This is a genomic window from Staphylococcus sp. HMSC055C03, assembly GCF_001809385.1.
Lineage (GTDB): Bacteria > Bacillota > Bacilli > Staphylococcales > Staphylococcaceae > Staphylococcus > Staphylococcus simulans.
In genome coordinates this window covers 1-21,172 of sequence record NZ_KV797486.1, presented here as the reverse complement: position 1 = coordinate 21,172, position 21,172 = coordinate 1, and the positions used below count along the sequence as shown (strand labels likewise).

Annotated in this window: 28 protein-coding genes and 1 pseudogene; all 29 read right to left on the bottom strand. The window is 36.0% G+C overall.

Features of this window, described 5'->3' with window-relative positions; genetic code table 11:
• Positions 1–5: 5 nt before the first annotated feature.
• Positions 6–536, bottom strand: a complete 531-nt coding sequence (locus HMPREF2603_RS04455; RefSeq protein ID WP_060804346.1) for a hypothetical protein — start codon at positions 534–536, stop codon at positions 6–8.
• A gap of 6 nt (positions 537–542) precedes the next feature.
• Positions 543–3,071, bottom strand: coding sequence for a phage tail tip lysozyme (locus tag HMPREF2603_RS13345; RefSeq protein ID WP_060804347.1), 2,529 nt, complete (start codon positions 3,069–3,071; stop codon positions 543–545).
• A gap of 10 nt (positions 3,072–3,081) precedes the next feature.
• The gene (locus HMPREF2603_RS04445; protein WP_060804348.1) at positions 3,082–3,912 is read right to left on the bottom strand and encodes a distal tail protein Dit; all 831 of its coding nucleotides are present in this window, start codon (positions 3,910–3,912) and stop codon (positions 3,082–3,084) included.
• Positions 3,913–3,914: 2 nt separating this feature from the next.
• Positions 3,915–8,357 (bottom strand): peptidoglycan DD-metalloendopeptidase family protein, encoded by a 4,443-nt coding sequence (locus HMPREF2603_RS04440; RefSeq protein WP_070501949.1) that lies wholly within the window; start codon positions 8,355–8,357, stop codon positions 3,915–3,917.
• Positions 8,358–8,384: 27 nt separating this feature from the next.
• Entirely contained in the window at positions 8,385–8,537 is a 153-nt protein-coding gene (gene gpGT, locus HMPREF2603_RS13340; protein ID WP_186822222.1) for a phage tail assembly chaperone GT, read from the bottom strand.
• Positions 8,538–8,569: 32 nt separating this feature from the next.
• Positions 8,570–8,932: a phage tail assembly chaperone G gene (gpG, locus tag HMPREF2603_RS04435; protein WP_060804350.1), complete on the bottom strand. Its 363-nt coding sequence runs from the start codon at positions 8,930–8,932 to the stop codon at positions 8,570–8,572.
• Positions 8,933–9,004: 72 nt separating this feature from the next.
• Positions 9,005–9,190, bottom strand: coding sequence for a hypothetical protein (locus tag HMPREF2603_RS04430; protein ID WP_060804351.1), 186 nt, complete (start codon positions 9,188–9,190; stop codon positions 9,005–9,007).
• 18 nt (positions 9,191–9,208) lie between these two features.
• A complete protein-coding gene (locus HMPREF2603_RS04425) occupies positions 9,209–9,844 on the bottom strand; it encodes a major tail protein (RefSeq protein WP_060804352.1) in 636 nt (211 codons plus the stop codon).
• 12 nt (positions 9,845–9,856) lie between these two features.
• Entirely contained in the window at positions 9,857–10,261 is a 405-nt protein-coding gene (locus HMPREF2603_RS04420) for a hypothetical protein (protein WP_060804353.1), read from the bottom strand.
• A 4-nt stretch (positions 10,262–10,265) separates the two neighbouring features.
• Positions 10,266–10,673, bottom strand: a complete 408-nt coding sequence (locus tag HMPREF2603_RS04415) for a hypothetical protein (protein ID WP_070501947.1) — start codon at positions 10,671–10,673, stop codon at positions 10,266–10,268.
• The gene (locus HMPREF2603_RS04410; protein ID WP_060804355.1) at positions 10,670–10,999 is read right to left on the bottom strand and encodes a hypothetical protein; all 330 of its coding nucleotides are present in this window, start codon (positions 10,997–10,999) and stop codon (positions 10,670–10,672) included. The genes HMPREF2603_RS04415 and HMPREF2603_RS04410 overlap by 4 nt, the downstream gene beginning before the upstream one ends.
• The gene (locus HMPREF2603_RS04405) at positions 10,989–11,330 is read right to left on the bottom strand and encodes a head-tail connector protein (protein ID WP_060804356.1); all 342 of its coding nucleotides are present in this window, start codon (positions 11,328–11,330) and stop codon (positions 10,989–10,991) included. Before HMPREF2603_RS04405 ends, HMPREF2603_RS04410 begins: the two co-directional genes overlap by 11 nt.
• Before the next feature lie 18 nt (positions 11,331–11,348).
• On the bottom strand, positions 11,349–12,683 hold the full coding sequence (locus HMPREF2603_RS04400; RefSeq protein ID WP_060804357.1) for a phage major capsid protein: 1,335 nt from the start codon (positions 12,681–12,683) through the stop codon (positions 11,349–11,351).
• A gap of 41 nt (positions 12,684–12,724) precedes the next feature.
• Complete coding sequence (locus tag HMPREF2603_RS04395) at positions 12,725–13,282, bottom strand: HK97 family phage prohead protease (RefSeq protein WP_060804358.1); 558 nt, start codon at positions 13,280–13,282, stop codon at positions 12,725–12,727.
• A complete protein-coding gene (locus tag HMPREF2603_RS04390) occupies positions 13,272–14,504 on the bottom strand; it encodes a phage portal protein (protein WP_060804359.1) in 1,233 nt (410 codons plus the stop codon). Before HMPREF2603_RS04390 ends, HMPREF2603_RS04395 begins: the two co-directional genes overlap by 11 nt.
• Positions 14,504–14,698, bottom strand: a complete 195-nt coding sequence (locus tag HMPREF2603_RS04385; RefSeq protein ID WP_060804360.1) for a hypothetical protein — start codon at positions 14,696–14,698, stop codon at positions 14,504–14,506. The genes HMPREF2603_RS04390 and HMPREF2603_RS04385 overlap by 1 nt, the downstream gene beginning before the upstream one ends.
• Before the next feature lie 11 nt (positions 14,699–14,709).
• Positions 14,710–16,464: a terminase large subunit gene (locus tag HMPREF2603_RS04380; protein WP_060804361.1), complete on the bottom strand. Its 1,755-nt coding sequence runs from the start codon at positions 16,462–16,464 to the stop codon at positions 14,710–14,712.
• On the bottom strand, positions 16,454–16,927 hold the full coding sequence (locus tag HMPREF2603_RS04375) for a phage terminase small subunit P27 family (RefSeq protein ID WP_060804362.1): 474 nt from the start codon (positions 16,925–16,927) through the stop codon (positions 16,454–16,456). Before HMPREF2603_RS04375 ends, HMPREF2603_RS04380 begins: the two co-directional genes overlap by 11 nt.
• 129 nt (positions 16,928–17,056) lie before the next feature.
• Positions 17,057–17,419, bottom strand: a complete 363-nt coding sequence (locus tag HMPREF2603_RS04370) for an HNH endonuclease (RefSeq protein ID WP_060804363.1) — start codon at positions 17,417–17,419, stop codon at positions 17,057–17,059.
• Between the two features lie 545 nt (positions 17,420–17,964).
• Entirely contained in the window at positions 17,965–18,411 is a 447-nt protein-coding gene (locus tag HMPREF2603_RS04365; RefSeq protein WP_060804364.1) for a transcriptional regulator, read from the bottom strand.
• Between the two features lie 196 nt (positions 18,412–18,607).
• Complete coding sequence (locus HMPREF2603_RS04360) at positions 18,608–18,961, bottom strand: hypothetical protein (RefSeq protein ID WP_060804365.1); 354 nt, start codon at positions 18,959–18,961, stop codon at positions 18,608–18,610.
• 5 nt (positions 18,962–18,966) lie between these two features.
• Complete coding sequence (locus HMPREF2603_RS04355; RefSeq protein WP_060804366.1) at positions 18,967–19,206, bottom strand: hypothetical protein; 240 nt, start codon at positions 19,204–19,206, stop codon at positions 18,967–18,969.
• A 52-nt stretch (positions 19,207–19,258) separates the two neighbouring features.
• A complete protein-coding gene (locus tag HMPREF2603_RS04350) occupies positions 19,259–19,699 on the bottom strand; it encodes a hypothetical protein (protein WP_060804367.1) in 441 nt (146 codons plus the stop codon).
• On the bottom strand, positions 19,699–19,875 hold the full coding sequence (gene rinB / locus HMPREF2603_RS04345; protein ID WP_060804368.1) for a transcriptional activator RinB: 177 nt from the start codon (positions 19,873–19,875) through the stop codon (positions 19,699–19,701). The genes HMPREF2603_RS04350 and rinB overlap by 1 nt, the downstream gene beginning before the upstream one ends.
• Positions 19,868–20,104, bottom strand: coding sequence for a DUF7366 family protein (locus HMPREF2603_RS04340; RefSeq protein ID WP_060804369.1), 237 nt, complete (start codon positions 20,102–20,104; stop codon positions 19,868–19,870). Before HMPREF2603_RS04340 ends, rinB begins: the two co-directional genes overlap by 8 nt.
• Positions 20,097–20,369, bottom strand: coding sequence for a hypothetical protein (locus HMPREF2603_RS04335; protein WP_060804370.1), 273 nt, complete (start codon positions 20,367–20,369; stop codon positions 20,097–20,099). The genes HMPREF2603_RS04340 and HMPREF2603_RS04335 overlap by 8 nt, the downstream gene beginning before the upstream one ends.
• A gap of 9 nt (positions 20,370–20,378) precedes the next feature.
• A complete protein-coding gene (locus HMPREF2603_RS04330) occupies positions 20,379–20,585 on the bottom strand; it encodes a helix-turn-helix domain-containing protein (protein WP_060804371.1) in 207 nt (68 codons plus the stop codon).
• Entirely contained in the window at positions 20,582–20,932 is a 351-nt protein-coding gene (locus HMPREF2603_RS04325) for a helix-turn-helix transcriptional regulator (protein ID WP_142351363.1), read from the bottom strand. Before HMPREF2603_RS04325 ends, HMPREF2603_RS04330 begins: the two co-directional genes overlap by 4 nt.
• Positions 20,880–21,172, bottom strand: a pseudogene (locus HMPREF2603_RS04320) (dUTP pyrophosphatase); the annotation flags it as partial. The pseudogene HMPREF2603_RS04320 and the gene HMPREF2603_RS04325, both read right to left, overlap by 53 nt.

Here is a 21,172-nt window from a genome sequence, read left to right as displayed (position 1 = left end):
CCTTTTTATTCTATCCACGTGTATTGTTGATAGATCCAAATTTCACTTTGTGGCTTATCTTTATCGCTGCCAGCTAGATAAATACTGATACCGCCACTCTTATCAATAGACACTCTCACAGGCGCACTGTTACCGTCTGTCGTTGCATAAAAACTGTGATTGACTGTTACAAAACCTACGGGCATTTGTGCAATCCGAACGTTATGAGGCACGTTCTCGACGTTGAATCGAATTGACTTCATTCTTACATGACCAATCCGTATTTCTCTGATACCAGTTTTAAAACCGCTTTTGCCACCTTTGGTATTCTTCTTGATACCTGGCAAGACTTGGAAATCTACCCAGCCTGTATCGCCGACTACGGTTTTACTGAAATTAAACAACTCTTGTATATCTTGGTTGTTCTTATTGATGTTGCCTTTCAGGTTGTTTACATCTGTTTCCAGTGTGTCCAAATCAATACCCTGTACTGCCTTTTTATGCGTTGCTGCATAGTATTGTTCTTCATTCTCGTCTAAAGGATATTTAATTTCCAATCATTATCACTCCTCATCTATTAAGACACTTCCGATTGAATCAGAAGCAACTCGAGTAATTACTGGCGTTGGGTCTTTTGGTGTAAGGTTGGTTAAGCGGTTCATACGTTTGATATTACGACTGATTTGTTGCTGCATTTTGAGGAAGTCGGTTGATGAATTAGTAAATTCGATTTCTACCACGTCATTGACGTACGGATGAGGTTTCGTCATCTTAATCACTTTTAAATCAGTGTTGAAGTTTAAAGGTTTATGCACAAAGCGGACTTTGCTGTTTTCATCATAGTTGGTAAAACCTAAATAGTTAGTAGATACTTCTACCACAGGTTCATCATTGAGCATGTCTTTTAATTTGCGTTTCAAATCATCTTCTTCGGTAATTTTATCGTCAAAGAGTGTAGGTGCTTCTTTTAATCCGAATTCATCAGCGTTAGGCGACTTGTATTCTGCAAAAGTATGGTAAATGTCTGCGCCTTCTAATTTAGCTGTCAGATTGAGGACTGTTGATTTTTCAGTGCCGACATACATTCTCGGTTCAGTCTTTTTATAGTCGATACCTTTGATACCGCCTTTAAAGACTGCTTTGAACGTGTGTTTGCCTTTTTCTAAGTCGGAAGCAATGATAATTTTCTCTGTTTCTGCGTTTTTGCTGTAACACTCATAATCGCCGACTTTCTTATCATCGACATAAATAGTCATCACACCGCCTTTAGACATCTTTTTCAATGTCCATTCCAGTGTTTCTTTCCCCCATTTACATTCAAACTCTTTACTGAATGCTGCTCCGACTTCATCTGTATACCAAGTACCTTCTTTGGTAAATTTGCCACTATAATCGAGGTCTGGAGGTTTGATTGGATTATAGTTTTTCGTTTCTGCTTTGGTTTTCTTCTTACCATAACCCTGTATATACGTTTTCAAGTCGGTTGTCTTAGTCGTAACGTTGATTTCATCATTATTGTATTTATAGATGATTGGATCATCAGCTTGTTTGTAGTAACTTGCTTCATCAAAGACGTGGATAACTTTGTTATCTGCAAAGTAAATGTAGTTGTACATATCTGCACCGTCAATCAAGTATTCTAAACCGTTTTTACCGCCTAATTCCTTAATTGGTATACGTATATCGAAATCGCCGATAATTCGGAAGTCATAGCCCAGTTTATTGTCTTGGAAACCGTATTTAAGGTACTCATACAATGAATAAGTTGAGACTTCTTCATCTTCTTCCTCGATATCTTCACTTACGTTGTCGCTTGGGCCTGTTTCTGCGTCATCTTTGGTAATGCGCTGTGCATTACTCTCTAACCACGGTAGTGGGTCAAAAGCAACGCCATTCTGACGCATTTCGTAATGCAGATGTGGTCCAGTGGAACGTCCACTGTTACCAGATTCCCCGATATAGTCGCCTGGTTCAACGTGTTTTGTTCCTACCCACGCTAAAGTGTTCAAGTGGCCGTATATAACTTCTAATCCTCCACCTGCATTAATCCAAACATGGTTACCGTAACCACTACCGTCATCTGGTATGGCACGTGCTTCCCCTGTAACTGTTGAATACAATGGTTCATAAATATAATTGACATCAATACCGAAGTGTCTGCCACCAAACGGGTAATATGGATTAGTACCGTCAGGATCAAACGGGAAGTTAATACCTTTTGACAAGTCAATCCAACTACCGTCAAATTGCACTGAACCGCCACCGCCTGCACTATACTTATTCAGATATTCTTTAGCGTATGTGACACGCCTTTGTTCCATTTGCGGCGTGTCTGCACTGCGTTCAAAGTATCTATGGAAGTTGAGTGCTGCTTCTGTGACATTCTTTGATGACTTCAACATTTTATAGGCATAACTTTCAGTTGTTTGTAATTCTTGCCAAGCAAAATCAAATTGAAGTTGTGCGTCCGTCCATGATTTCCTATGTTGTTCTGCATAACGATATAAATTAAATTTGCGGTCGTCCCATTGGAATAAACCTTTACCACCTAAGTTACGATTACCTACAACTTGTTCAGCTGCAGGGTTCATACCCGATTCAGCTTCTGCATTACCTAACATACCAGCTACTTGATAAGGTGTTAGGCCTTTCTTGATAAAGTAATTCCACATTCTATCTGATACACTGTTACCACTGACAAGCATTCCCCCGCCAGTTGTTGACTTATCTTCATTTTCTAATGTTTTATCGGCTTCATCACTGCTATCTATATCTGATTCACTCAATTTTTTAGGTACATAATGGTCTTGAAACTCCATAAATATATGTTTAGCTACAATATCATTAATGATGTTAGAGCCTGTGTATTTGAGTGAGGTCGATTTTATAATATAGTCTTGACCCTGCCATTCTAATATGGCTTCATTTAACAGATTGTCGAATATATCTTCATTTCTTGTTGTTTTATAGGCTGTCAGTGAAATAGAACGTTCATTATTGCGTTCATACTCATATTTAAAAGAACCATAGTCGTAATCAACTAAGATTTCTGCAAAAGTGCCTTTTTTATTTTTTAAAACTAAGTCTTTCAAATATGTCCACCTACCTATAAATAAAGTTGAATATCCATTCAGTTTGAACCCGCTTTAAATGTTGACCTGTAATTACAATTTGATTGTAGCCAGGTGCTAGTGTGAGCCATTCAAAGTTTGTGTACTTACCGACACGTTCCTTATGGTCTAAAAAAGGATGAACGCCATTGATTGTTAAGTTATTGGCATAATTGAGTGGTTCTTTATACTCAAACTCGTCATCAGTGGTTTCATTTCTGATTTTTAGTCCGTTAGGTGCGTCTGCATGTATCACTATCTTTAAAAAGTGGTGCATAATCGGATTAATCGTGTCACTAGATCCGTTGTAAATTCTAAATGCTGTGTGGTCGTGTCTGTAATGAACATCTTTAGTTGCTAACACTCCAGATTCAAATTGCCACCGCCCATTATTTAGACTGAATTGGCTTGTATCATCTAATGATTCCGAAAAACCTTTATACACAACAAATGTTACTTTGAATGTAGCGAATGAGTTGGTTAAATCTTCATTTTCTGTGCTTTCACAGTACACTGCGTATTTCTTACCTGGCATATCTGAATGCCAAATATAATACGGTTCACGTCTGTAAAAGAGTGTTCTTAACTTCTGTTTTAATAGTCTTAAATCTTCTTTATCTTCGCCTTTGAATGAAAAGTTTAAAACTAAATTAAAAGGCCCGAACGTTGTCGGACCTAAAAGCACGCCATCAGTACCATTAATTTCTAATGTGTTGGCCTGCACTTCCACTCCTTCTTCTTCAAAGTCTAAAAACTTCAAATTAGGAATGTCTGTGATTGTGTAATCTATGTTGTTATTAAAGATTCTAGCTTCTTTTTTCAAGATTAGAACGCACCTCCCATGTTGTACGCCATCATTTGCGCTCTTTTACCTTGCGCTTTGCTTATATCTGGTTCATTAAATCCTGTAGGTTTCTCTTCTAATCGACGGTTACTAGCTACAAGTTGTGTTAGTAATTCGACTTGTCTTTGCGTAGCTTCTAACTGCCTAGCCATAAAATTAATCATTTCGTTGTCGTTAGTATTGCTAGTTGAAGGCATACGCATTTGATTTGGTCTTTTGTTGTTTTTAGCACGCTGAGAAACGCGCTCAGACGCAATGGCAATTAGTTTCATTGCATCACTAGCTTTAGCCGGGTCCATAGGGACTACAATTTCCGGGTAACCACCTTCAGCTAAGTTGTACCAACCTTCTGTATTGATTAGTCCGCCGCTTGCAAAACGTCTTGAACCTGTCGGACCCCAACCAGTTAATCCAGAAGCCATTCTTCGTTTCCAAGCTGATAAGTTACCTCTCCAGTTGCTATTATTGAAGAATGCAAGTAATTGATGATAACCATTTTTAATATTGCCATGACCCTTTAATTTATAACCGTTAAACGTACCAGGTGTGAATTGCAATAATCCTTGAGCTTCGTTTCCTCCACTATTTACGTCTTGTATTTGTTGCGTTACACTAGCATTACCACCAGATTCTGTTTGAATCAATCTAACTATATCGTTAACATCTCCGCCAGAAAGATTTACTTTCATCTTCTTAGCTGCACGTTTAATATCGCCTTTCCACTTGCTTGCTGATTTGTTTTGACTTCCACTGCCAAGACCTTTTAACCAATCCATTACATTACTTAATGCAGTGTCATTACCCACTCTGCCTTTCATTCGTTGGATGTGTAAATGAGGAGTTGTTGAATTACCTGTACTGCCGGAAAGACCGATAACATCACCAGTTTTAACCTTATCTCCTTTTTTAGCTAGCAGTTTACTCATATGCATGTACCATTGGAAATATTTTCCGCCAGGCTCTTTGAGTGTGATTTGATTACCTCCGCCGCCAGTTGCCCATCCAGATTGTGTGATTGTTCCATCTGTTAAAGCACGAATTTTTGTTCCGGTAGGCATTCCGAAATCAATACCATAGTGACGGCCACCATTAAACATCAATCCACCTGTATAATGTCCGAATCTTTGCAACACTGGATGTTTAAGCAACCAAGCAGCATCGCCGTCTCCACCTTCTTGTTCTTCCATCCAACCTTTGATAGTGTCAATAGCAGCTTTTTTGAGTTTTTTGAACATATCTTTCATCATGTCGTAAGGTAAAGAAGCTGATTCAGGTATACCAAATCCACTTAGATCAAGTCCTACACTTTCTAAAACCTTATCTAACAATTTACCTGGCTTTTCAATCCAATCCATTACATCTCCAACAGTATCTTCCAACCATTTTTTTCCTTTAGAAGCCATGTTAAGAGATTTGTTTACAACTGTTTTTCCGCCACTAACAATTTTATCAGTAACGTCTTTCTTAATTGCGTTTGCACCTTCTAAAGCCTCTTGCGCAAAATTCCATTCCTTTTTCTTCTTATTAGTACCAGTGCTGAATTTAGGCAAGTTATTCAACATAGAATGTGTTTGCGCACCGTTCATAACAGATGAACCTTTAGGCAAAAACGCTGTTGTATCTCTATTAGGTGTGAGAGCCATTTTACCGTTAGGATAACGAATCATTTCGTGTCTGAAACCACCAGGACCATTGCCGCGTCCTTTATCACCTACAGTGGCGAATGTATCACGATTAATTTTACCGTTAGTGACGAATCTTTGTGTGTGGGTTGATTCAGTACCAGTGTGGAGTTTAACTTCTGGTAATTTCTTCATACCTAGTTTGTCTCCAACCCAGTTCACACCTTTGATAAGTGCATTTAATCCTTTTTCAACGCCTTTTGTCATGTCTCCGAAAAAGCCTTTGATTTTACCAGTCACTGACTTGATAACGTCACCCATTTTATTCATAACACCAGTGACTTTATCTTTCATCCCAGTAACTAGGTTGACTGTACCATTTTTGATGTCCTTCCACTTTTTACTCATGAATTCGCCAACAGAATTCATTATTTTACGTGTACCGTTTAATAAAGAATTCCAAATGTTTTTAACGCCATTCCATAGGCCTTTAACTTTGTTAACTACATTGTTTTTTATAGAATTCCACTTTTTGATTAGCCAAACAGCAACGGCAACCATAATTTTGATTGTTCCAGTTCTTAAAGTGTTCCAAACACTTTTAACACCAGCCCACAATGCCTTCACTTTGTTTACTACTGAGTTTTTGATTTCTTGCCATTTTTTCCCTATCCATGCGCCCAAAGCATAGAAGATAGCCTTTGTACCATTAGAAAAATTCATGAAAATCTGTTTGACTTTAGTCCACATGCCTCTAGCAAATGCGATAATCTGGCCAACAAATGACACTTGGAATAAACCAACGATCACTTTGATAAAGCCACTGAATATTTGCTTGACGCCAGACCACATTAACTTGAAGTTACCTGTAAATAAGGATACAAAGATTTTAACTATGCCTAAAATAATATCTAAAGCACCTGTTACAATATTTTTTATGCCATTGAATGTGTTTTTGAAAACCGCTTTAATTCCAGGCATTACGAAATCAACGACTGCCTTAATAGCATACATTACCGTTTCGAAAACAGGCTGTAATGCTTTTACAATATTTCCAACATCTTTAAACGCAGGCCCAAATTGTTCAGACAACATTTTGATAATTTCGTTCCCTGCATCATTGATTTGTTGAAATACAGTTTTAACAATATCCCATATTGCAGCTAATACCGGTTTCAGAACATTCCATAACACAATAAAGCCATTTTTTATTGCTTCTAATACTCCATTAACAATATTCCTGAATGTTTCAGATTTTTTATAAGCAATAACAAACGCTGTACCTAATGCAACGACTCCAGCAACAATTAATCCGACTGGACCAGTCATGAAACCGACGGCAACACCTAGTCTAGGAAATACTTGTGTGAGCCCCCCTAATAAGCTACCTGCTTGTTGAGACGCAAAGGCGACCTTACCAATTCCGCCGGCAAGTTGACCGAATGTGGTAAACATACCGCCTGTAACAGTTGCTAACTTACCAAATATAGTTAATAAAGGACCAACTGCTACTAAAGTTATTGCTAACCATTTAGCAATACCACCAAACACTTTACGTGTAGAATCATCAAGGCTTTGCCACCAATTAATTAATCCCTTAATACCATTACCGATAGAAGTTAATACGTTAGCTAGTTTCTCCCCAGTTTCAGCGGCCCATTGCTTTGCTCCGGGCGATTTCAGCATTTTTTCGAACTCATGCAGTCCACCTTTTGCTTTTTGGAATGTACTACTCAAGAAAGCCTCGCCAATTTGACCGATGTATGCCTTACTGTTTTGCACCATACCTTGCCAAGATTTAGAGTAGGCTCCTGCCATACCTCCAGCAAAGTCATCCATAGTAGTTAAAAAGTCTTTAGCCGTCACCTCTCCATTGGTCACCATTTCTCTAAAAGTATCGTAGGAAACCCCTAAGTGTTCGGCCATCGCATTACTAAATCCAGGCATACCCTCTTCAATCATGTTCAGTTCTTGCGTCATAAGTTTTCCTTGACCTTGTACACGGTTGAATATCATCGCCATATCACTTACTGGACGGTTAGCACCAACTGCAGCGTCACCAACTAACTTGATATAATGCTGTAAGTCTTTACCTTCGTTTACGCCTGCTGCCAAAGCACCTGCTGCTACATCAGTACCTTCGGCCATTGTAGTCATTCCACCCTCAATAGCTTTAGCTACTTGATCAGTAATATTGCCTACTTCTTTTGTAGAATAACCAAGCCCCTCTAATTTAGCTTTAGCAGTATCTAAGCCGACGAGACGATCAAGACCTAATTTAGCAGTGATACCAGCCATAGCCCCACCAGCAACTAATGCTGGTTTAGTAATGCTATTGGTAAGCGATCGCCCCATGTCTTGCGCTTTTTGTCCTACACCTTGCAAGCCATTTCCAATTGATTTGAAAGACTGACTAATTTTACCCATAGTCGTAAACGTACTAGCATAAGCCATTTCAGTTTCATGTAATTCATTTCTAAGTCGTCTAAGATTATCTTGTTCTTTAGCGAGTTGTGAAATGAATTGGTTGCCCTTAACACCTTGTTTTTGTTTTTCGCTCAAACTATCATAAGCTTTACCTAATTGTTCTATATTTTTCTCACTATTTTCAATAGCGCCTTTTAGGTTATTCATATGATTTTTGAAGCCTTCTTGAGTCTTTTCATTGTACTTAAGTTGATTTCTTGTCGTTTTTAAAACGGTGTTGAATGTAGCCATAGACCTCTTAATGTTAGCATAACCTTGTTCGAATTTAGTGGTATCCATACTGACATCAACTTGCAAGCCTTTAATTTCTGCCATCACTTCACCTCCTTGCTTATAAAGTTATTACATGAATGCATCAATCATACTTTCTGTTTTCTTAACCTTTTTCTTACCGCTTTCCTCCACCAATTCCATAAAGAAAGCGAAAGGCATATCTAAGATGTCGTTTATGTCTTTGCCGCCTTCTTTCATCAACTTCATAATAAGTTTCTTCATGTTTTCTTTGTGTTCTTTATAAGAAATAGATTTTAAATCATTTTCGCTAGTTGCTTTTTTCTTTCTTCGTCCATTTGTCCTTGTGCAATAAATTCGATTTGTTGTTGTAATTCTTCCACTGCATCTGGTGCATGCAATCTGTCTAACAAGTCGTCTTTAGTAAACTGATGATTATAAATGTCGACGACCATATCTAACATTTGGTCGATGTTTTCTTGTGCAGAAGTGTTCTCGTCCGATGATCCGTCCATTAAATCTGCTGCATCATAGATTTTACGGAAAGGAATTTGAGTCGGTGTAATGAATGTGTCGTATTTTGCATTACCTTCTGTATCTTTTACTGCATTACCTTTTTTGTCTACTTGTACTAATTTAATAAAATTACGTTTAGCCATTTATAATTTCTCCTTTATAAGTTGATTTTTATTTGCAAATAAAAAGAGGGCATATAGCCCTCGTAGCCCTCGTCATTCTTTTAATTCCTTGATTAATACCTTACCTCGCTTATTGTCGCTTGTAGAAAGCTCTAATAAGCGATCGTGAGACACTTTTTTGTTTGCTGGTTTAGGATAAGTATCACCAGCGTTATATACCTTGTTCTTATCCTCTAAGTCGATGAATTTGTGTAAAACTTCATATTTTTTCTTAGCCATAATCAAACCTCCTGTAAGTTATGCGCCTAAATTCGCTTCAGGTTCTGAACCTTGATCACCTTCAGTATCATTTTCTGGTGCTTTTCCTTCTCCAAAGATAGCTTCCCAAATAGCATCCTTCATAACAGATATACCTTTAGCATCGTGACCTAATAACATAGCTTTTTCTTCTTCAAAGCCTTTAACTGGTGCTTGCATAAATTCCGCAGTAGTAGAGTCTGAACTGAACTCGACGCCATCTTCTTTTGTGCTTCCTTCTAATTCAGGGAATGTGAATAACCCTTTTGGTAATCCAACATATTCACGAGAACCATCTTCCATTGTTTTTGCGAACATCACTGCTACGTATGGAGGTGTATCGTTACCTACCGAAACAATGCCATCTTCTGATTTTTCTAATCCGAATAATTTCACTCTATCTTCAAGAGGTAGTTTGTGGAAACCAGCTTCTACTTCGATTGTTCCATTAGCTACTGCCATTTCTGCAACTTGGTTATCACCGTATGCTTTTTCAATATCTTGGTCCTTAGAAACCGAAATTTCTTGTAAAAATTTGATGCGCTCTGGGTCTGTCACAGCTTGTACATCTTCACCATGTACCATGTAATAAAACTCTGTTAATCCTGTAAATGATCGGTAGTTTTTTTCTGCCATAATGTAACACTCCTAAATTTTGTAATATTGTTTACCTTCAAACCTTTTCGCTTGTCGGTATATGTTGAAATCTTTGATATATTCGGGTTTCATGGAGGACGTTTCACCGAATCCCAATTCTTCCCACATAATTCTTTGCAATAAAAAAACGAGCCTATCTGATAGGACTCGTCCATTTACGCCTTGCTTTTGTTTTACAAATACATCTATTTGATAAAAATACGTGTAAGTTATATTGTCGTCGTCGCCATAGTCAGAAGGTGTAGGTGTGTCTAATGGATCTATGACAATCACTACATCTTTGATTTCTTGTGCGTTGGGATAATCGAAGAATTTAATATTGTTTTTTGGAACATGTTTCATCATTTCTTCATTATTTGTTATCGCTTCGTATATCTTCATTGTAATGTCATCCAATTAGCTACACCCTCTTTGCTATTTCTTTTTTAATTTCTTCGCGGAATATACCACTGCTATGTCGTCTTACGTTTTCTATTAATCCGGCTTGTGGTGGTGTGAAAAACTTTCCGTTGCGAAGAAAGTGACCATATTCGTTAATATGCATTAATTTATAACGGTCACCTTTATGCCCATACCAGTTAATTTTTCCTTTGTTATAACCAGTATCGTTATTAGGTCCATACAGGTTTGTAGACGCAACTGTTAAACCTGTATCTCTGTACGGTCTTAATGCTTCATTGTATTTTTTGACCATTACAGTACCTGCTCTATTTATTGCAGCCTTATTCATTTTAATAACTGCACTCTCACTGTAATGACTACGCAAGTAATCCATAATTTCTTTATCACCTTTGATTTCAATCGTCATTCTTCTTCACCTACCACTTTGATATAGTTAGGCGTTTTAGCAGGAGCCACATTTTTGACATTAAAAAACAACCCTTTATACATACCGTTTTGAATTTCAAATACATGTCTTGAACTCGGTATGAATTGAGGTTGTGCATCTCTAATGTTTAATGTGACTGATTTATTTGTTAATTCTAAATTACCTAACTGAACATCTTTTTGGGTCGGTTCATACAATCCAGCGAAACAGCTGTATAATTCTTTCCATTCGTTCATACCAGCTTCTGGCCCCTCATTCACAACTTCATAAAAAGTAACTCGATAGTCTAATTGATTAAGATTCATCGGCTATCACCTCGATGTTATCTTTACGCCATTTAACTAAGTTACTTCTTAAAGTTTGAACGAGTTTCATCGAAGAAGCAGAAATATCGAATGATTGTTCGTTGGATGTGATTGAACGATTGTCATAGTGATGCGCTACGATGTTAAGCACAGCAAGATTGAACATCACATTATTTTCATAAAATGGTTCATCTTCTTTTTCCAAAGATACCGCTGTTTTAATCTCGTTAATTGCACCCGGCAAATATACTTCCATGATTAAATCATCATCAAAATCGTGGTCAACACGTATTGCTTTTTTAATTGATTCAACGTTATCTATTTCGAACATTGAAATCACCTACTTTACTTATGCTCCTAAATCTCCGCTAGGTTCTGCTGCATCTTCAAATGTTACGAAGAAACCAGCATTTTTATCAGCTTGTTTTACATCGAAACGGAAAGCGCCCATCAAGTATTTACCGTAGATTTCATTTTCAATCCATTGAACTGAAACGTCTGTACGGTCTGCGAATAACACACCACGCTTAACATCTCCGATAAATGCTAATGCGTCGCCGTTTTCACCCAACAAGTCATCACGTACAACTGTTACGTTCATACCTAATACAGTGTTGCCAGCAGTGTTGATAATGCTGTCTTGTAATAAGTAACGACCGTTACCATCTTTCAATGTGTCTAGTTTTTGGTAGAAACTTTGAGTACAGATGATTTGGCGATCATAACCAGGGTCTAATTTAACGTTGATAATTTCTTTTAAATCATCTACATCAGTGATTGAAGTAGGATTGAATGCTTTAAGCACTGCACCAATTTTTTCGTTTAATGTATTGATTTTTTGTTCGTTGATGTTTTCAGACACAATAGCAGTTAAGTTAGCAACTGAATCGTCTAGTGCTTCTTGCGAGATTGGAATTGCACCACGATATGTTTCAACTTCCCAATTCACTGTTTCGAATTCTGGACGAGCCAACTCTGGGTTTTTCTCTAATTCAGCAACAGTGTTAAATTTAGCGTTAGCACGTTTTAAGATTGGATACTTACCAGAAGCAGTTGAAACTGAAGTCTTTTGTACTAACTCTGACAAGTCTTGGACTGTCTTAACTTCTTTTTCAGGAATATATTTAATATCCTCTGGGATAGTTACGCCAACGTCATCAGATTTAACATTGTCACGCTTAGCTCCTTTAGATTTCATGTACTGCTCAAATGCTAAAATTTCTTCATTTGTTTCTGGATTTTGATTTAATTTCGCCATAGAACGTTTCGCTCCTTCTTTTTTGTTTTTATCTTTTTCTTTTTCTAATTCTTCTTCAGTAGGTTCTTCTACTTTTTCAATAGCGGGTGCTTCTGGTTTTTCTTCTGCTTCAGGTTTAACATCTGGTTTTGGTTTATCATCAGGCTTTTCTTCGTCTGACGGTTTCTCCTCTAATTCTTCACCAGTGTTATCACCTTTGTTATCTTCGACTTCTGCACCTTCACTTTGAGGTGGTGTTTCTTCTTGCTTAGGTGCTGATGCTTCAATTTCTTTTGAAAGCTGTTCGAGTTCTTCATACTCTTTTTTCTGTGCATCAATATCAGCTTTTAAATTACGTGCAGTTTCAAGGTCGCCCTTTTCGACTGCTTCTTGCGCTTTAGAAATCAAATTAGAGAGTTCTTTTTTGCGCTCTTCTAAATTAGCCATGTAATATCACTCCTTATTAAAAATTGGCATAAAAAATAGCCTTACGTTTCAAAACGAAGGCTTTCTAAGTCTAGTGCTATTTTCATTTGTTCAAGCTCTTTTACATTTGTAAGATCTTCAGAACGTTGAGCCACTATAACCGATGTATCATCATACGCAGGCATAGTTACAATACTTATTTCTCTAAGTTCTGAAATTTGATGAACTACATGTACATAATCCCCATCTTGTATTTCCCAATGTCTACTACCTTCATTTTTTTGAGGCAACGTATAAAAGAAACTACATTCATCTATATTTCCTAACTTGATGTTTTCGTATATATCACGACCTGTTGATGTATTAGGTAAATAACATTTAAATTTCAACCCTTTTTCATCAACATTTATTTCTAATGTCCTTGATTTTGTTCTACCAATAAGTTGTCCCCAATCATGGTCTACTAAGCATTTAACATCTGATACGTCAACTCCGTCAAATGCAGTTGGCATTATCTTTTCTCTATAACCATTCGGTGTCATTTTACTAACAGAATTAAAGATTACTGCATATCCTTCGATAATCATATCTTTATAGGCATCAACGTTACTATTCATCATACTCATCACCCCCTTTAAGGGTGTTTTTTTCAATTTCTTTATTGATTTTTGATTTTTGATAATTTTCTAACGTATTTAGTGGCGCACGGTTCAGGTCAACCAATGGTTGATCGCCATGTTCAATAGGTTGATAACCAAATACACTTCTGGCTTCGTCTGTTGATATAATCCCCTTAGCGTGCAGTTCAGTAATACGTTGTAATTGTAGTTCTGGGTCAATATCAATAAGACGTGATGAGTCAAACTCTAATTCATAACCAGAATCAATAAATTTAAATATCTTTGTCTCAAGTTCTGCAATCATCATTTTGAATATCGGGTCTAAGGTACTTTGCAAGTATTCTAGATTAGCTTGTGTAATGGATGTATTAACTGTTTCAATACCTAATTTAGATACTGGCAAACCAAATGCTTTAGCAACTTGCGATGTACTGAACTTATAACTATTTAAGAAGTTCAATACTTCCGTAGGAATTTGCAATCTGCTGAATTCCATTGTTTCGTCGATAGCAACTAAGCCACCATTGTTTTTAAGTTGGCTATCAGCAAAGTTTTGCTTCAACTCTCTTAATTGTTCTTCATTAATTTGCCCTTTTCTATACTTCAATACTGATGTCGAAGTACCACCATTATCGAAGAAATTACGCAGGAAACTCTTAGACCCTTGAGATATACCAATCTCATGCGCTAGTGCATATAAAGGACTATAGCCAACATATCCATCTAATGTAATATATCTAAAGTGCAATATATCCTCACTTGTTATCTTAACTGCATTACCTTCCACATCTTCGCTTACGTTGTAAATAATATCCCCATCTTTTTCTTCAATTCCTACTAAGTCATTATGTAAGAAGTGGAATCCAACAGGGAAATCATTTTTGTCACGCACAATTTCTACAAAAGATTGACCGTTAAGTAACATATTCGCAATGATTATGAATTTGAAATGCCAACCTGGTAAATCTGAATACGGATTGTTATTGAAAAGGTTCAACACGTCATTCATTACCTTATTTGTTTCATGACCCTTAACTTTTAACTTGGTACTTGCAATGTCTGCTGAAATAATACGTGTAGCAGTAAACACATCACTATTACGCAATGCGTTTATACCGATATAACTAGCGTGCGTACCATGTTCTTGCCAATACAAGAGTCGTTCTAAATCTCTGTTCACCTTTTCTTGTTTACTTGTAAATCCTAAATCAAGTAACGGCATTAACTGTCACCCCCTTTCCGCCCCATAGAGGTATTATCATATGCTTGATTTAAGACACCTGAAAGCCCAATCAAGAGCAATCCGCCGATGATATAGGCAAGAGGCTTCCATAGGATAAATAAGCCGTAGAATAGCCCTACTAGCCCTATAACGAATAATAGTATTACTACAAGTGCATATAAGATTTTCTTCATTGCTACACCTCCTATAAAAACAGTGGCATCATCGTTTCTACATCCCATTCATGCTCACTTGCTATAACATAAGCAAATATTGTTGCCATGAGAGGATCTATTTTTTCTCGATTCTTTTTCTTTTCTATCATGATTGAATCATTCACATTTTTAGCAACTGCATTTTTGACTGCTATATCAAGCAACGGGTTCTTGTGATGTTTAATATCTCCATTAATAACATTCAATCTAAAATCTAAGTTAGGATTAGAAAGTGTTTGTGGTCCTTGCCTAATTTCATACAAGTCGTAATACCATCCTCGACGCTCCATTTCAGCTAAGACACCATGTATCGAATAAGGGTCATAACATATAGCTTGAACGTCTAAATTATGTTTATCTATATAACTTTCGATGTAGTCTAAGACTTGTTCTGTATTGATAATGCCACTGGATAAGTTTGTAATCGTACAGTATCCATCATTTGCTAACTGTCGATAATCTATAAGGTCACGTTCAATCTTACCTTGCAAGCCACCCTTAGTACCTACAAAAGAATGTGACGTTATATAGTATTGTTTCTTTATTTCGTCTAAGTGTATAAACGATATAGCTGTCAGATCATCAGCACGTGATAAATCTAGCCCGATATAAACTTTAGTGTCTTTAATATCAAAGTCAGATTCGTTCTTTTTCCAATCGTTAAAGTCAAGGTAAGATTCTTCACTAGCTTGCATCCAATAATTAAAGTTTTTAACTAGCACGCGGAACATCGAACCCTTTTTAGTAGCTTCTGCTACACGTTTTTCAAGGAACTCTTCAATTTGTTCCTTCAATTCATCCGTTTCATTAATTAATGGATTAGATTTAGCCCACATCGTACTGTCTTGCCATTCATCCTCAGAATCTTGTTCGTAGATCACTGCAAAATATTCATCGTCAGTGTATTTATCATCTAAAATATCTTTGGAATATGGCCACTCATCTGTATACATTGGTGCATTAAGATTGAATCCAGCAGTAGAAATAATAAATATCATTGACTGCCACAAATTACCTTGACCAGATTCAATAAGCTCTATCATTTCATTGGTTTTTGCTGCGTGGTATTCATCAATAACGGCTAAGAATGGTTCAAAACCATCAACAGCACCTGTATCACGAGATAAAGGCCGGATATATGAACCATCTTTAGTATGCGTAAGCAATTCACGCACTTTTTTAACATCTTTTTTAAGTTCTGGTACTTTAGAAACGAAATACATTAGTTGTTTAGCTACCATATTAAATACAATACTTGCCTGCGATTTATCATTTGCAGCAGTAAACATTTGTCTACCTTCTTTAGGTTCTCTATCAAACAAAAAGGCATATAATACCAGACCAGAAACTAAAATGGATTTACCATTTTTTCTGGCCATTGATATAAATGCTTTTCTAAATCTCAACATATCTGTATCTTTAGTAAACCAACCACGAACACTTGCAATAATGAACTTCTGGAATAATCCAAGTTTATTAATATTACCTTTTGTGTCGGGTAGCGCCTCGATAAATTTAATTACCTTATTAGCACGTTTAGGTTTATAAGTATAATTCCATTCATCGTCATTTACTGACCTGTGAATGTCTTTTAGATGGCGTATACAAGCAAATCGAGTATATTTTGATGCGGTATATTCTTCAGTCAGCACTTTAACGCAATACTTATAAGCATCATCTTTATACTCAATAGGTATGTCCAATAATTCTTCGTTAGTTTTAGGTGTCAATGTGCTAATCGTCATCACCCATTCCAAATTCCTCGTACACAGATTTCTTAACTTCGCTTTCAGAAGGTACAACTAAGCGTAACCTTGAATCAATTGTTAGTCCTAACGACCCACAAATAGAACGAAGCTCTTTCATAGATTCCATATAGACCATAAACGTGCCTGATTTTTTATTAGTATCAGGATCTATATAGCCATTTTCTTGAATATAGCGGTATGCATCATCGTTTATATCCACTAATTCACAATATTTTTTGATTAATGTAAAATCTAATTCTGCAATCGGTAATTCTTGTAGTAACGGAATAATACGTTGCCATTCTTTTTTAGCATTATCGCTTAAATCTGGTGGCACATAATCAGCATCTATTTTTTCAAACTTCTTTAAACCATTTTCTCTCATTTCAGCTTCTTCCAGCTCTTCTTTAGTTCGATTTCCCAACTTTGCAGCGTTTAATTTTGGTTTTCTCCCTGCCATAACAGCACCTCCTAGTTTTTTTGGGTTTAGTGTAATATTCTATTTTGGGAATTTGGTCGCAAAAAAGTTCGGGTCGTTCAACTCAAATCCTTGATATGACGGGGTTCATCGAAGCCCCCGCCGAAAAATTTATATATTTTCATGAATTTTATTATGGCAGCTAAAACAAACCGTCTCTAAATTTTCCATATCCAGCCTTTTCGACCAATCCCGTTTCAATTCAACCTTATGGTGAACGATCAAATCTTTGTCATTTACAACACCATCAGCCAAGCACTGTTGACATAAGTAGTTATCACGTAATAATACTTGCTTACGCAGTTTGCGCCACTGTGTACTATGATAAAATTTTGTGTATTTACTGTTTTGTGTGTTGTACCTAACCTCTTTGTTGTACCTTTTGGTATTGGCTTTCCTATACTCTTGCAACTCGCTTTGACTATAAGTTCTGTTTCCTAAACGAATTTTTGGTTCTTTGAAACTCAAATTCATTTCAACTTCTTTCAATTAACTTTTGTTCTTTCAATTCTTAATAAAGAAACTCAAATCAATTTAAGAATAAAAAGAAAAGACAAAACGAAATAGAAACTAATCTAAAACATTTTGTCTTTCAATCCAAGAAACAATTATGATCTGCAAATTGATGATAAAGTTCATACAATCAATAATCATTTCTTTATTCTCTTTTGCTAACTCAAATCATTTCTGCGTTTCAATCTTATTTATTAACTCGATTCATCTTCTAAACGAATGAGTTCAATTCTATTCAATATGACTTGATCTTGTATGATGTCCTAGACACTGCACTATGTATAAGGCACAACGCATAGCGTTAGGGATTAGCGGCCTTATTACATGTGCTGCTTAACTATGGTACATCCAAAGCGCACCACCTTTAAACAGTGCGCCTTAATAATATAGTGTATTGAAGTTATGGCGCATGTGACTAACGCCCTTCTTATTACTGGTCTAGGTAATTATCCTACACTACCATAATATGTGGTTATCGCGTGAACTTCCACACTATCAAAAGTTCGCTACTCTGTGACAATCCAACCAATACGCTTGGCTGTTTCTCTCATCATCTGGTTGCGCATTCTTAATGTTGCATTGCGACTGATTATCTTATCGTCCTTCCTTTGCTTAGTCAACTCATGGGCAATATCCTCCCACTCATATATCATCAAGTCTTTTTCCCAGTAACGATACTGTGCAATGAGTCGTTGTTCCTGTGTAGCATTTCTATATACATCTTCGACTGCTTGGATAGTAGCGCTCAAGTTTCTATACAAATTATCTTCATGCAGCTTGATGACTTCTTTCTCGACTGGACTGTTAGGCAAGTTAGATTTACCGCCTCCTACATTTTCATCTCTCGGTGTATACAGTAGTTCATATCTTCGATAGGACAATTGACCTCTTAATTTATCTATGTCTTTCCAATACTTCTCTAACATTGGAATATCTTCTTTGCCTAAATTCACCAGTTCCCCTCCACTAACAAATAATATATACACCTATTATAACATTTACTTATCATTTATGCTTATCATGATAACCTTTAATTATCAAATTATCTATAATAATATCCTTCAACTTCAACTCTTTATCCAACTCTCTATTTGCCATATAAAGCACAAAAGAGAGAAGAGCGAAGAGAATGGTTAGTGCTATCCACATTTATACATTACTCCAATCTATAATGAGTTCTTTCTCCGGAAATTTTCTAATATTTACAGTTCTATATCCTTCTTCAAAATGAATATAGGCTTTAACACCTTGTTTTTTATAATGATGTATAATCGCCTGAATTGTGTCGTTATTAACCTTTCCTGTATCATTAGAAAGTGCAGTGATTTGCAAAGCGAAAACGTCTATAGTTACTCTGTATATACCATTATCAATTGCCTGCTTAATTTGTTCGTCAATATATTCAATACAATAATGATAACCCTTTATAAGAAGCTTTCTTTCATTTTCTTTTGTTTTATCAAAGTCTAATTTTTTGTTCTCTTCGTCTACCTTTTCGCCCATATTAGTTACTCACGTTCCTTTGCTGGCGGTACTCTTGTACCTTTATCTTTCTTTGGCTTGGCTAGACTTCTATGATGATCCAGCCACTTTATAAGATTAGAGTCCAGCAGTTTTGTTTCAGGGTTTGTTAACCCGCCAGTGTAATAATTATTCTTAGTCTTATTCACATGGTTGCAATCTATCTTATAAACGGTGTAGCAAATGATTGCAACTATCAATATAATAGTAAATAATATATCTTCCATTTAATCACTCACCCCTGCTTTTAAATTATTAAGATGTATATGCCAGAACATATTACTTACCTCCAATATCCCCAATTATTTCTTTAATCGCTACATAATCAGGAGTGAAGATGCCTATGATATTTGATAATATAAATGGAACTCCGACTATTATAAAAAACAATGAAAGTACCAACATTCCAACAGCTATAAATCTATATATTTCTTCTCTGTCTCCATCTCTTTCTTGATGTTCTGGTATAATTCGTTTTTTTTCTTCGAAAATGTATGAGAAAGCTTCTCTTTCAGGTACAGTGTAATAAACTTCTTTTCTAAACAACTTCCAACTCATCGTAATTAATGTCAAAGCAAAACAAATTAATATAATTCCAACTATAGAATATATTAAACTTGATACCCATACGCCATGCACATAAGTTTCCCAGCCGTGAGAACTAATCTGTTTAAACCCTTCTGCTAACTCGTCGTATCTTTTTAACACTTCTTTATCCATTACTCACTCACCTCTGCTTTTAAATTATTAAGATGTATATGATCGTTTATGTTAAAGTCTGCAGGTGCTTCCACATCATCGTTCTGTGTACGGTAAATGATAAGCTGTTCAGTGATGTATTTAGCTGCTTCGTATAGTGTAAGCGTTAAGATTAGTTTAAGTATTGTTTTAATCATTAGTATCATCTCCAGTGTCGATTAAACTAGGTATTAACTTGAGCATAGCTCTTAATTCGTATTCGTTCATATTAGCCAATATAGTACTGTAATATTTACTTTCTTTATCATTGATGGCTTTGATAAACTCATCTTCAATTTTTTCTTTTTCTCCAGCCGAACTAGCTTTATATCTTTTTATTATCTCTGTGTGTTTTTTAGAGAACTTCATTTTAGGAATATTAACCATTGTTTACCTCCATTAAATCAGTAGTATGTTGATAACCACAATCTTCGCAAATTCTTATAATGGTAGATGGCAAATTATCAAGATAATCCATTCCAAAATCATTATTTAGACTTTTGCATCTAGGACATTGATAAAAAGTTTTATGTTCAAAGTAATCATTGTATTGTAAGAATCTACCTTCATCTACATCTACTGTGGTTATACCGTTTTTAAATAAAACTTCATCTTTGGTCACTGTTTTTGGTTTTGTTTTATATGTGTACATGTTTACCTCCTAAAATGTAGTATCATCATTGAATAAATCTGTGACTGATAACCCTAAACTATCCGCTAATTTCTTAACTGTTTTTATACTTAGGTTTTTTCTCCCGCTTTCAATATCACTTAAATAAGACTGCGATATTTCGATTTGATCAGCTAATTGTTTTTGAGTTAAGTTGCGTTGCTTTCTAATCTGTTTGATGTTTTGACCAAACTTCATCGCTTATCACCACTACCACTTTCTCTTTCAATATCTTTTATACTTAAATCAAATAACAACTGCATTGGCACACGATAATACTTAGCTAACAAATAGACTGTCATAACTGAAGGTGTTCTGACTTTCCCTGTTCTGAAATCGTAACCCTTTTCCAAACTATCTAAGTATGTGTGACTAATCCCTATTTCTTTTGCTGCTTGTCGGACTGACTTGTTTTTTCTTAAACTTATTAAATATCTACCTAAAGTCATTACTTCACTTCCTAATAGCAAGGCGGACGAACCGCCAAGCTGTTTAATATCCTGTGCTACCGAAACCGTTTGTACCTCTGGTGCTTTGTGTATCAAATTCAGTGACCTCTTCTAATTCTGGCGTCCATATAGGTATAATGACTAACTGTGCAAGTTTATCGCCTTTGTTGATTTTGTAGTAATCATTTATAGTGAATGGTTTGGTTTTAGTATCATTTACAAAGGAACTCTCCATTTCTCCTTGTATATCAAAACATTGTTCATTAGTTGTTGAATATATTTGCGCATCATTTTTGATATTAATCCCCATGTTTTCATGAAATCCTGAGTCAATTT

Bases quoted from the DNA above. Each gene is read 5' to 3' on its own strand.
- HMPREF2603_RS04440 (WP_070501949.1), bottom strand. From the start codon at position 8,357: ATGGCAGAAATTAAAGGCTTGCAAGTTGATGTCAGTATGGATACCACT.
- HMPREF2603_RS04370 (WP_060804363.1), bottom strand. From the start codon at position 17,419: ATGAATTTGAGTTTCAAAGAACCAAAAATTCGTTTAGGAAACAGAACT.
- HMPREF2603_RS04360 (WP_060804365.1), bottom strand. From the start codon at position 18,961: ATGGGCGAAAAGGTAGACGAAGAGAACAAAAAATTAGACTTTGATAAA.
- HMPREF2603_RS04400 (WP_060804357.1), bottom strand. From the start codon at position 12,683: ATGGCTAATTTAGAAGAGCGCAAAAAAGAACTCTCTAATTTGATTTCT.
- HMPREF2603_RS04355 (WP_060804366.1), bottom strand. From the start codon at position 19,206: ATGGAAGATATATTATTTACTATTATATTGATAGTTGCAATCATTTGC.
- rinB (WP_060804368.1), bottom strand. From the start codon at position 19,875: ATGATTAAAACAATACTTAAACTAATCTTAACGCTTACACTATACGAA.
- HMPREF2603_RS04415 (WP_070501947.1), bottom strand. From the start codon at position 10,673: ATGACGATTGAAATCAAAGGTGATAAAGAAATTATGGATTACTTGCGT.
- HMPREF2603_RS04405 (WP_060804356.1), bottom strand. From the start codon at position 11,330: ATGTTCGAAATAGATAACGTTGAATCAATTAAAAAAGCAATACGTGTT.
- HMPREF2603_RS04430 (WP_060804351.1), bottom strand. From the start codon at position 9,190: ATGGCTAAGAAAAAATATGAAGTTTTACACAAATTCATCGACTTAGAG.
- HMPREF2603_RS04350 (WP_060804367.1), bottom strand. From the start codon at position 19,699: ATGGATAAAGAAGTGTTAAAAAGATACGACGAGTTAGCAGAAGGGTTT.
- HMPREF2603_RS04340 (WP_060804369.1), bottom strand. From the start codon at position 20,104: ATGGTTAATATTCCTAAAATGAAGTTCTCTAAAAAACACACAGAGATA.
- HMPREF2603_RS04375 (WP_060804362.1), bottom strand. From the start codon at position 16,927: ATGGCAGGGAGAAAACCAAAATTAAACGCTGCAAAGTTGGGAAATCGA.
- HMPREF2603_RS04380 (WP_060804361.1), bottom strand. From the start codon at position 16,464: ATGACGATTAGCACATTGACACCTAAAACTAACGAAGAATTATTGGAC.
- HMPREF2603_RS04410 (WP_060804355.1), bottom strand. From the start codon at position 10,999: ATGAATCTTAATCAATTAGACTATCGAGTTACTTTTTATGAAGTTGTG.
- HMPREF2603_RS04385 (WP_060804360.1), bottom strand. From the start codon at position 14,698: ATGAAGAAAATCTTATATGCACTTGTAGTAATACTATTATTCGTTATA.
- HMPREF2603_RS04390 (WP_060804359.1), bottom strand. From the start codon at position 14,504: ATGCCGTTACTTGATTTAGGATTTACAAGTAAACAAGAAAAGGTGAAC.
- HMPREF2603_RS04395 (WP_060804358.1), bottom strand. From the start codon at position 13,282: ATGATGAATAGTAACGTTGATGCCTATAAAGATATGATTATCGAAGGA.
- HMPREF2603_RS04330 (WP_060804371.1), bottom strand. From the start codon at position 20,585: ATGAAGTTTGGTCAAAACATCAAACAGATTAGAAAGCAACGCAACTTA.
- gpG (WP_060804350.1), bottom strand. From the start codon at position 8,932: ATGGCTAAACGTAATTTTATTAAATTAGTACAAGTAGACAAAAAAGGT.
- HMPREF2603_RS04425 (WP_060804352.1), bottom strand. From the start codon at position 9,844: ATGGCAGAAAAAAACTACCGATCATTTACAGGATTAACAGAGTTTTAT.
- gpGT (WP_186822222.1), bottom strand. From the start codon at position 8,537: ATGAAGAAACTTATTATGAAGTTGATGAAAGAAGGCGGCAAAGACATA.
- HMPREF2603_RS04335 (WP_060804370.1), bottom strand. From the start codon at position 20,369: ATGTACACATATAAAACAAAACCAAAAACAGTGACCAAAGATGAAGTT.